Annotated in this window: 11 protein-coding genes and 3 rRNA genes; 6 read left to right on the top strand and 8 right to left on the bottom strand. The window is 28.3% G+C overall.

The features are described 5' to 3' along the window. The 5 genes from C7U54_RS14120 to C7U54_RS14140 form a co-directional block, all read right to left on the bottom strand. Window positions 1-197 (bottom strand): 16S ribosomal RNA (locus C7U54_RS14120); the annotation flags it as partial. A gap of 233 nt (window positions 198-430) precedes the next feature. Beyond that, entirely contained in the window at window positions 431-1,936 is a 1,506-nt protein-coding gene (locus C7U54_RS14125) for an LCP family protein (protein ID WP_107030691.1), read from the bottom strand. Between the two features lie 53 nt (window positions 1,937-1,989). Further along, window positions 1,990-3,213 (bottom strand): hypothetical protein, encoded by a 1,224-nt coding sequence (locus C7U54_RS14130; protein ID WP_107030692.1) that lies wholly within the window; start codon window positions 3,211-3,213, stop codon window positions 1,990-1,992. Further along, window positions 3,210-3,890 carry a LytR/AlgR family response regulator transcription factor gene (locus C7U54_RS14135; protein ID WP_022001312.1) on the bottom strand — a complete coding sequence of 227 codons (681 nt, stop codon included), beginning with the start codon at window positions 3,888-3,890 and terminating at the stop codon, window positions 3,210-3,212. The genes C7U54_RS14130 and C7U54_RS14135 overlap by 4 nt, the downstream gene beginning before the upstream one ends. Further along, window positions 3,890-4,225 (bottom strand): helix-turn-helix domain-containing protein, encoded by a 336-nt coding sequence (locus C7U54_RS14140; RefSeq protein ID WP_162297524.1) that lies wholly within the window; start codon window positions 4,223-4,225, stop codon window positions 3,890-3,892. The genes C7U54_RS14135 and C7U54_RS14140 overlap by 1 nt, the downstream gene beginning before the upstream one ends. 196 nt (window positions 4,226-4,421) lie before the next feature. On the opposite strand from C7U54_RS14140, the gene C7U54_RS14145 reads away from it, so the two are divergent. The 6 genes from C7U54_RS14145 (at window position 4,422) to rfbB (ending at window position 8,881) form a co-directional block, all read left to right on the top strand. Next, complete coding sequence (locus C7U54_RS14145) at window positions 4,422-4,934, top strand: accessory gene regulator B family protein (RefSeq protein ID WP_107030694.1); 513 nt, start codon at window positions 4,422-4,424, stop codon at window positions 4,932-4,934. Beyond that, the gene (locus tag C7U54_RS14150) at window positions 4,927-5,040 is read left to right on the top strand and encodes a cyclic lactone autoinducer peptide (protein ID WP_081918857.1); all 114 of its coding nucleotides are present in this window, start codon (window positions 4,927-4,929) and stop codon (window positions 5,038-5,040) included. Before C7U54_RS14145 ends, C7U54_RS14150 begins: the two co-directional genes overlap by 8 nt. Before the next feature lie 50 nt (window positions 5,041-5,090). Next, window positions 5,091-6,254 carry a MerR family transcriptional regulator gene (locus tag C7U54_RS14155; protein WP_107030695.1) on the top strand — a complete coding sequence of 388 codons (1,164 nt, stop codon included), beginning with the start codon at window positions 5,091-5,093 and terminating at the stop codon, window positions 6,252-6,254. Between the two features lie 118 nt (window positions 6,255-6,372). Then, complete coding sequence (gene rfbA, locus C7U54_RS14160; RefSeq protein WP_107030696.1) at window positions 6,373-7,254, top strand: glucose-1-phosphate thymidylyltransferase RfbA; 882 nt, start codon at window positions 6,373-6,375, stop codon at window positions 7,252-7,254. A gap of 16 nt (window positions 7,255-7,270) precedes the next feature. After that, window positions 7,271-7,846 carry a dTDP-4-dehydrorhamnose 3,5-epimerase gene (rfbC, locus tag C7U54_RS14165; protein ID WP_022001318.1) on the top strand — a complete coding sequence of 192 codons (576 nt, stop codon included), beginning with the start codon at window positions 7,271-7,273 and terminating at the stop codon, window positions 7,844-7,846. Further along, on the top strand, window positions 7,847-8,881 hold the full coding sequence (gene rfbB / locus C7U54_RS14170) for a dTDP-glucose 4,6-dehydratase (RefSeq protein WP_022001319.1): 1,035 nt from the start codon (window positions 7,847-7,849) through the stop codon (window positions 8,879-8,881). A gap of 33 nt (window positions 8,882-8,914) precedes the next feature. On the opposite strand, the gene C7U54_RS14175 is transcribed toward rfbB, so the two are convergent. From C7U54_RS14175 to C7U54_RS14185, 3 genes are all read right to left on the bottom strand, one after another. Continuing rightward, window positions 8,915-10,120 (bottom strand): LTA synthase family protein, encoded by a 1,206-nt coding sequence (locus C7U54_RS14175; protein WP_241522624.1) that lies wholly within the window; start codon window positions 10,118-10,120, stop codon window positions 8,915-8,917. A 352-nt stretch (window positions 10,121-10,472) separates the two neighbouring features. Beyond that, window positions 10,473-10,580, bottom strand: a 5S ribosomal RNA gene (gene rrf, locus C7U54_RS14180). A gap of 74 nt (window positions 10,581-10,654) precedes the next feature. Then, a 23S ribosomal RNA gene (locus tag C7U54_RS14185) occupies window positions 10,655-10,933 on the bottom strand; the annotation flags it as partial.

A 10,933-nucleotide genomic window follows, 5' to 3' on the forward strand; every position in this document is an offset into this window, starting at 1 on the left:
TTTCATATAGAGTTCATGCGATCTCTACACCTATGCGGTCTTAGCTGACGTTTCCATCAGTTATCCCCCTGTAGATGCCAGGTTACTTATGTATTACTCACCCGTTCGCCACTCTTCACCGAAGTGAAGCGTTCGACTTGCATGTATTAGGCACGCCGCCAGCGTTCATCCTGAGCCAGGATCAAACTCTCCATTGTCTTATTTCTTTCAGACAACTTTGGTCTGTTTAGCTCTTTTTTATTTCTTTAACTTAATTGACGTTGTGTTTTATTCTTTCCTGTTCAGTTTTCAATGTCCTCATCAGCAAGTTTGTTTCCTGCCGACTTGTATATAGTACAATTAATTTTTAATAAAGTCAATAACTATTTATAATTTTTTTAATTTTTTTCAAAAAAAGAATGGATCTTATGGATCCATTCTAAATTTTCTACTATTCTCCACCTAAACCTTTTACATCATTTTCAGTTATCTTATCACCGTTTTCAACACAATCAATAAGTTTAGTAATCTTTTTAACATATGATGCGTAAGGTTTCATAACATAGATTGATGTACCATGCATTGAATAAGTTTGATCTGTCATATACCCTTTTCCATCAAGTTGTACATTGAAAACATCCCATTCAGCATTATCATCTAGTTGCATATTAATTAATGATTTAATTTCGTCAGAAGACATGTTTGTTTCAAAGCATCCTTCGATTGCTGTTAAGATTCTTTGGAAATTAGTAATAATCTTTGGTGACATTGCCTTATTCAACATTGCTTTTAATAATTTTTGTTGGTTACGTCCTCGATCATAATCTCCACTTGGTAAATTATATCTTTCTCTTACAAAACATAGCCCTTTATCACCATCTAATTCATTTTCACCTTTTACAATATGATAGTTACCATGTCTTGTTGTAAATTCATAATCAGAATCAACAGTTACTCCGCCTAATGCGTCAATAATATTTGTAATACCACTAAAGTTTGTTCTTGCATAATAGTTAACATCTAAATCTAAAAAGTCTTCAATCGTAGAAATAGTCTCTTCAACACCATAGATACCAGTATGTGTCAATTTATCCATTTTACCATTTTTATGAAGTTCAATTTCACAATCACGTGGAATACTTGTCATTAAGATTTGTTTAGTTTTTGGATTAACAGTAACAATTAAGTTAACATCACTTCTTGATACTGTTGATACAGAACCATATGTATCGATTCCAGTTACATATACATTAAATGGCTTTTCAGTTACATCTGTTACTGCTGTTGTTACTGATTTTGCTTTTTTATCAAATTCATATGTTTTTACAATTCTTGTTTCTTCATCAAAACCTTCATGATTTAACTCTAACATTGATTTATATTGTGTTCCAACAACAATTGCATCTACTTCTTTATTATAAAGAGCATCCGCTAATTGAGAATATGTATCATATGTCGTATACTTTTGTGTATCAATCGTTTCTTCCATTTGTGCTAAAGCTTTATTTAATGTAGCTTTTTCTTTTTCATATGATCTACCAAAATTAACACCTTTTAAACCATCAAGTGATGCTGTTCCATAATCACCATCTTTTAAAACAATGACATTGATAGCGTATTTTTGAGTTGTTGTTTGTACATTATTTAAGAAAGTATTTCCTCTTGCAGCAAAAGTACTTCCAATTACTAAAACAATTGAAACAATTAAACTCAACACTTTAGAAATAATAGTTCTTTTACTTGTTTTCCCTTCAACAATTTTTTTCTTTCCTGTTTGAATAATAATCCAAAACAATAAAACCAATACTGCCAAAACAGCAGCTAAAATAGCAAAGTATTTAACAGGTAATAATTTTGTTAAATACACAAAATATAAAAGGACACCAGATGCGACAACTTGTAATGTCAAAATAAGTGCTCTGGATGTCATAAATCGCATAAATTTGTTTTGTTTCATAATCATCCTCCATATGTTGGTTAATTCTCGTTTATCATAGCACAATCGACATTTTATAGCAAATCGCCACTATTTTCTAAATAACATCCAAACATATACTGATTATCTTCTATTTTTGACAATTTTTTCCCATTATATTTTCTACATATTTCTTCTATCAAATATTCATTCTTCTTAAAATGATGATCAACGACAATTTCATTTTCAATCAAGCATCTTATCTTAATAATTGTATAATATCTTTGACTTTCTATCGTATAATGAATTGCTTTATGTGTTGTTTTTTGACTAAGAACAATCGCGTGATCCAATAATAATTTTAAAATAGTGGCTAAGTCATAAGAAGAAACACCTTGATAAATTTGATCAGAATAAGTTCCATAAAAATCAATCTGATGTTCCTTCATGATTTCTGTATACCGATTAAAAACATAATTTAACACAATGTTGTTTGTGTGAATAACCTCTGTCGGTATTTCTAATGATATATCTTTAAGTTCAATTTCCTGATTTTCTTTTAAATCTTTAACAAGCTTTTTATAATCATGAATAATTTTGTTATATTTTTTACTTTTTTGATTAGCAATTTCCACAAGTGTTTCTTCATACTGTAATGCTTGTTCATGAATTTTTCGATTCATTAAACGTTGATAGTACTGCGTCATTTCTAAACATAATATATAAATCAACACAATCATCATTAATGAAACTACATACAAACAAATAATCGATGATAAACGCATTTGATTCATCAGATATTCATTAAAAGTATAGAGATCTAAAAAAATAATAGCTACAAGTGTTATCATAACAAAAAACCAAATATGTTTATTTAATTGAAACTCTTCTTTCAAATACTTTTTTAAATAAAAATATTCTATCAACCATATTCCCTTAGAAATAAAAGTAATCAAATATCCTAAATATCCATCATAAGCATAAATAATATAATATAGTGATTGTTGATTTAATAAAAACATACACAATCCATTAATAAGCAACATATTAACATTCACAAAAATAAGTTTAATTATCTTATTATAAATGTCACCATCATAAAAAAGATGAATATATATTAAGCTTATAATCAATAAGATAATGCCTCCATAACTTATAGCAAAATATTTATTCATCATTAAAGATAAAAAACTCATAAATACTATAAAGAATATTTTATTATACTTTACCTCTTCTCTATTTTTAAAGAATAAATCAAGATACATCACATAAATTAAATTTTCTATCAAAACATAAATAATATCTAGAAATAATTTCATCGTATTTTATATTCCTGATAAGCTTCTTTTACAGAATTTTTATATTTATAACTTAAAGGTAGTTGTATTTCATTTTCTAAAACCACCATCATTTCTTTTAGATTAACGTATTGAACATATCTCATATTTACAAGGATTCCATAAGAAATTGTAATAAAATCATTTTTCTTTATCTTCTTAATAAAATCTTTGAAAGTAGAGCGTATTTTGTACTCCTCTCTTCCATGAATTACAATATAATTTTTATCTGTATGTATATATTGTATATCATCATAATATATCGCAACAATTCGATTACCACTTTCTACAATAATTCGATCGTGATCTGATTCTAATTTTTTAAGTAATCTATTCATCTTATTGTGAATATCTTCTTTTAATTTCTTTTTTCTAATAAAATCAAAAATATCATAATCTATGCTTTTATAAACAATATGATCATATTTAGTAATGATGATTCTAATGTATTTACTCATTTGAGTTTCTTTAAAAAACTCAAATGCTGTCATATTTTCCATCTCATAGTCTATATAAACAACATCAAAATAATCAATTTCATCAATCAACAACTTTGCTTCTTGAAAATATGAAACTTCAAACATTTCATACTCTTGTAAGCAGTTATGTATTTCTTCTAAAAAGTTTTTTTCATCATCTAAAATTGCTACTTTATACATTATTTCATCTCATGAACCATTTTTACATACTCCACAATTGTTTTATATGTTCTTCTTGTTTCTTTGTTTTTCATAAACTCTTTTGGCATATAAATATGGTCTTTAGCTTCTGCTTCTCTTTCGTCTAATGGAATAGGTGTATTGACAACTCCTAAAATATAATCACATGAAACATTAAAAAATTTAGCCATTTCAGCAACTAAATATATATCTGGGATGGTTCTATTTTGTTCATAAAACTGTATTGTTTTCAATGATACCTTAAATACTTTTGATAATTCCTTTTGTGTCATTCCTTTTTCTAATCTTAAATATTGTATTCTCTCTCCTAACATTATTTTGTCCTCCATAAAAAGATTCTCGTTTGATAAATAAATAATTGCGATATTCTACTATCTCAAATAGTATTATATACTTTTTAATCAATAACATTCTAGTTAATTTTCCCACTATTTCTTTAATTTTCCCTAATAGTATCAAATTTTATTTTTTTTCTATAAAATAAAATTGAAATCAAGAAAGGAAGTATATATGAACCATCTTGCTAAGTATCTAACAATGAAAATAATTCCTAGAGAATATGAAAATGATTTAGATCAAATTGAACTTGCAGTTTATGGAATGGAAGGATTGTTATGCAACCTTTCTACCCTTTTTGTAGCGATTATTTTATCATTCATTTTTCATACAACTTACGAATTCGTTTTATTTATTTTCTTTTTTATACCATTAAGGTTATCCTATAAAAGTTTTCATTGTTCATCATTTCTACAATGTCTTGTCTTTTCAAACATGATCATTCTCTTTGCCTCATATTTTATTAAATATGTTACAAATATCCCTTTTTTAAGATTGATATGTTTGAGTTTAATAGTAGCCAATTACACTTTATCTTTTGAAAAAAATAAAAGACTTCATTGCATAGAAATATTGATTTTATACTTATGCTCTTTTATTGATTCATCTTTACTTGTTATTTACTTGATTTCTTTATTTATTAACACTATTTTAATTTTATTAAAAAGAGGTGAAAATCATGTTTAAAGGATTATTTGATTTATTAGTTGGTTTTGCAGCTGTTTTAGATGTACCTCCTTCATGGTGGATCTTATATGAACCAAAGAAACCCCAAGCATTAAAAAACAAATAAAAAGATGATAAAAACTATCATCTTTTTATTTTCTATTTTATAATATTTCTATGGAAAAATATTATACAACAGGACAATTTGCGAAAATGGCAGGTGTCACATTAAGAACAATTCGATATTATGATAAAATAGGGCTTTTAAAACCATCGCATATTCTAGACAATGGATATCGTCAATATTGTAATAAAGATTTAATTACTCTTCAAAAGATTCTTGCTTTAAAAGAACTAGGATTTTCACTAGAAGAAATCTATCCTCTTATTATAGATAACGATAAAGATAGTTTTAAAGAATCTTTAAAACTACAAACTTCTTTGATTAACCAAAAAATGAATCATCTTAATAATTTAAAAGCAACCATTAAAAGCACTGAAAAAATTTTAGAACATGATCAAATTTCTTGGGAAAAGATTATTGAACTAATTAATCTCACAAATAATGATGAAAGCATTATTCAACAATATTTCAATAGTCAAAACTTATCTACACGTATTTATCTTCATGATCATTTTTCTATTAATAAGGAAAGTTGGTTTGAATGGCTCTATCATCAAATAGACTTTTCTCATGTTTATCAACTTTTAGAAATTGGTTGTGGAAATGGAAAACTATGGGAAAATAATACCTATAATCTAAGAAATAGAGAGATTTTCTTATCAGATATTAGCGAAGGAATGTTAGAAGATACCAGGAAAAAACTTGGTAATGATTATAACTATATTGTTTTAGATGCTCAAAATATTCCTTTTAAAAATCATTTCTTTGATTCGGTGATTGCAAATCATGTTCTCTTTTATCTGCAAGATTTGAATCTTGGTCTTTTGGAAATATCTCGTGTTCTTAAGGATTATGGAATATTCTATTGTACAACTTATGGTAAAAATCATATGAAGGAAATTACTGAAATTGTTCATAATTTTGATTCACGTATTCAACTATCTAATAATAACCTTGTAGAACATTTTGGATTAGAAAATGGAAAAACTCTTTTAAGACCTTATTTTAAACAAATTGAATTAAAGAGGTATGATGATTATTTAATAGTTGATGACGCTAAAGCATTAATGAACTATATAATGAGTTGTCATGGCAATCAAAAAGAATATTTAGGATATCGTTTAAAAGAATTTCAAGCTTACCTTGAAAAAATCATTGATGAAAATAATGGAATTAAAATTACTAAAGATTGTGGTTTATTTATTTGTAGAAAGTAGTCATACTTTAAGTGTGACACTTTTTTTATTGATAAAATGAAGAAATTTTATATTTTGTATTGACACTTACGTAACGTCATGGTTTATTATTTAGAAGTAAACAAAAGGAGGTACTTCTATGAAAGGTATCGTATTAGCTGGAGGATCTGGAACAAGACTTTATCCTCTAACACAAGTAACAAGTAAACAATTATTGCCAATTTATGACAAACCAATGATTTATTATCCTTTGAGTATTTTAATGAATGCAGGCATTAAAGATATTTTAATTATCTCTACCCCTGATGATACTCCTCGCTTTAAAGAATTATTAGGTGATGGACATCAATTTGGTATCTCACTTCAATATAAGGTTCAACCATCTCCTGATGGATTGGCTCAAGCCTTTATTTTAGGAGAAGAATTTATTGATGGTGAAGCATGTGCCATGATTTTAGGAGATAATATCTTCCATGGACATGGTTTATCAAAACGTTTAAGAAGAGCAGCAAATAAAGAAGATGGTGCGACTGTCTTTGGATATTATGTTGATGATCCTGAAAGATTTGGTGTTGTTGAATTTGATGAAAATGGAAAAGCTATTTCATTAGAAGAAAAACCAGCTCAACCTAAATCAAATTATGCTGTCACTGGTTTATATTTCTATGATAACCATGTTGTAGAATACGCAAAACAAATCAAACCATCTGCACGTGGTGAATTAGAAATCACTGACTTAAATAAAATCTATCTTGAAAAAGGTAATTTAGATGTTGAATTATTAGGTCAAGGATTTACATGGTTAGATACAGGAACTCATGAAAGTTTAGTAGATGCAACTAACTTTGTGAAAACTGTTGAAACTCATCAAAACAGAAAAATCGCTTGCCTTGAAGAAATTGCTTATAACAACGGATGGATTTCTAAAGATGAATTAAATACAGCATATGAACTTTATAAAAAGAATCAATATGGTAAGTATTTAAAAGATGTAATGGATGGAAAATTTATAGATCAATAAAAAGGAAGTAAAAAAGATGAAAGTTATTGAAACAAAAATTCCAGGTGTTTTAATTGTAGAAACAGATGTTTTTGGAGATCACCGTGGATACTTTACAGAAACTTATTCAAAACCTAAATATGAAAAATTAGGTATTACTGTTGATTTTGTACAAGACAATATGTCTTTTAGTGCACAAAAAGGAACTTTACGTGGTTTACATTGGCAAAACCCACCTTATGCACAATCTAAATTAGTATCTTGTACTAAAGGAAAAGTTATTGATGTTGCAGTAGATATTAGAAAAGGAAGTCCAACATTTGGTGAATGGGTTTCTGTTGAATTAAGCGCTGAAAATCATCGCCAATTCTTTATTCCACAAGGATTTGCCCATGGATTCTTAACTTTAACAGATGATGTTGAATTTAGATATAAAGTAGATAATGTGTATAATAAAGAATCTGAAGGTGGTATGCGTTATGATGATCCAACAGCTAATGTTGATTGGGGATCATTATTAAATGGTATTGAACCTGTTTTAAGTGAAAAAGATCAAACAGGACCAACTTTAGAAAATTCAAATAATCAATTTGTATATGAAGGAGATAAATAAATGAAAATTTTAGTAACAGGTGGTGCAGGTTTCATTGGTGGAAACTTTGTGCATTATATGGTTAATAAATATCCAGAAGATATGATCGTTAACTTAGATAAATTAACTTATGCAGGTAACTTAGAAACTTGTAAACCAGTTGAAGGTAAACCAAATTATAAATTCGTTAAAGGTGATATCGCTGATAGAGAATTTATCTTTGACTTATTCAAAAAAGAAAAATTTGATGTTGTTGTTAACTTTGCAGCGGAATCACATGTAGATAGAAGTATTGAAGATCCTGAAATCTTTGTTAAAACAAATGTTATGGGAACAACTACTTTATTAGATGCATGTAATGAATTTGGTATTAAAAGATATCATCAAGTATCTACTGATGAAGTTTATGGTGATTTACCATTAGATAGACCTGATCTATTCTTTACAGAAGAAACACCATTACACACATCTAGTCCATATAGTTCATCAAAAGCTTCTGCAGATTTATTCGTATTAGCTTATCATAGAACTTTTGGATTACCAGTAACTATTTCAAGATGTTCAAATAACTATGGTCCTTACCATTTCCCAGAAAAATTAATTCCATTAATTATTTCTAGAGCATTAAATGATGAAGAATTACCAGTATACGGTACAGGGGAAAACGTACGTGATTGGTTACATGTTTATGATCACTGTGTTGCAATCGACTTAATCATTAGAAAAGGTCGTGTTGGAGAAGTTTATAATGTTGGTGGACATAACGAAAGAACTAACTTAGAAGTTGTTAAAACAATCTTAAAAGCTTTAGGTAAACCTGAATCATTAATCAAATTTGTTTCTGATAGAAAAGGTCATGATATGAGATATGCAATCGATCCAACTAAATTAGAAACTGAATTAGGATGGAAACCAAAATATACATTTGATACAGGTATTCCTCAAACAATTGATTGGTATTTAAATAACAAAGAATGGTGGGAAAACATCATTTCTGGTGAATATAAAAACTATTTCCAAAACATGTATGTAGATAAAGGAAGAGTTGAAGAATAAAAAAACAAATGGATCTCGTCTTGAGATCCATTTTTAATTAAACTGATATATATTTTTATCTAAATATTCACTACTTTTTTGTACTTCTTCATTAATATAATCTTGGCCATATTTTTCAATAATTGTTGGTAATTCAGAAAATAGATTCGTACCTAGTGCTAACTTATTCCCTTCTATATTGAATCCCATTGCAGCCAATGTTGTAGGATACATATCCATATGTGTAAATTGTCTATTTTTTATTTGATCAGTCGTCACTTTAGAATTAATAAAACAATTGTATGTCGTTCTTTGGTAATCCGACGGAACATCATTAACATATTGTTGTGCCATTGTTGGATGATCACCAACTAACACAATGGTTGTATTTTCATACCAAGATTGACTTTTACACCAATCAATAAAACTATTAATAAGTTTTGATTGACATGCATATATATTTTCATATCTATTTTCATATGTATTAGGGCAATATTTACATAGAAACCCCTTAGGCATATGACAATCTATAGTTGCCATCGTAAAATTGAATTTACCTGTTTGTGCAAGCTGTGTAATCTCATTCTTAGCTAATTCGAATAATTTATAATCGTCTAATCCCCATTGATTAAGTTCATCACTTTTAAATGAATATTCCTGTTTTAACGAATTAATATCACATATTTTATCAAATCCATGCTGTAAAAATAATTTATCTGTCCCAGCAAATTCTTTTTGAGAACCAATCATAAGTTCTTGTATATATCCGTTTTCATTTAAAATATCTCCAATTGTTTTAGCACCTGGCATAAATCGATTTTGTTGATCCATATCATTAGCAACTTCAACTTTTAAAGGTAATCCTGTAAATTGTGATGTCATGGATGCAATCGTCCAAGTTGTACCTGTAAAAGGTAATGCTCCACCTAGTTGGTCAGTATTAGAAAAATTAGTATTTTGTTTCGCTAATTCAGTTAATTCAGGTAAACAGTTAACATTCTTGATACCACCATTTTCAGTGTCTAAAAAAGTATTTTCAAATGATTCTAAATAAATATAAATAAGATTATTTGTATTATCTCCACTAATTTTAACATCTTCAGGATTCTGATAGATAATTGTACTATCTCCTATATATTCAGTATTTTTCTTTTTATGTACTTTCTTTTTTTTGTTATAAATTGTTGTTTTTTGAGATTGATAATTAAAATAAGCGACAACTTCATAACGATTATTTGTATATAGTAAACTTAATATCAAAGTTATTACAATCAATAGAGAGCCCGTGCACTTTAAATATTTGAAAGCTTTAGATGAACATTTTCTACGTAGATATAAAACACAAAAAATAAAAAGAATACTTAAAACAAATGATACAACAATTACTCTAATGATATAAGAAAAAATAACTGATGTATCTGTTCCACTCGTAGGTGATAATAAAGTGAATAATATTTCTTGAAACTTTACATTTCCAAAATTATTATAAATCCAAATATTCGAGTTCAATAAAAGGATATTAATAAAAATAATTATTGTAAAAACTGTAAGTAAAATTTTATTTTTTTTCTTCAACAGGCTCACCTCACATTTATCTATAAAAAAAAGAAGGAACTGGCAACGAGCTATTTTCGCACAATGTACTATCTTCGCCGCGATGATGCTTAACTTCTGTGTTCGGAATGGGTACAGGTGTGTCCATCATGCTATCATTACCAGATTCTTCTTGTCAAGTGTCTTCAGGACACTCAAAACCAGACAGTAGTTTTTCTTMTTTCAAGCTCGCTTGCCTTTTCGGTCAAGCCCTCGACCTATTAGTATCAGTCCGCTTAACATGTCACCATGCTTACACTCCTGACCTATCTACCTTATCGTCTTTAAGGGGTCTTACTTGCTTGCGCAATGGGAAATCTCATCTTGAAGTGGGTTTCACACTTAGATGCCTTCAGCGTTTATCCCTTCCGCATTTAGCTACCCAGCTATGCCACTGGCGTGACAACTGGTCCACCATTGATGCGTCCATCCCGGTCCTCTCGTACTGAGGACAGCTCTTCTCAAATTTCCTGCGCCCAC

Origin of the sequence: Faecalibacillus intestinalis (assembly GCF_003024685.1) — a bacterium.
In the GTDB taxonomy this organism is placed as follows: domain Bacteria; phylum Bacillota_I; class Bacilli_A; order Erysipelotrichales; family Coprobacillaceae; genus Faecalibacillus; species Faecalibacillus intestinalis.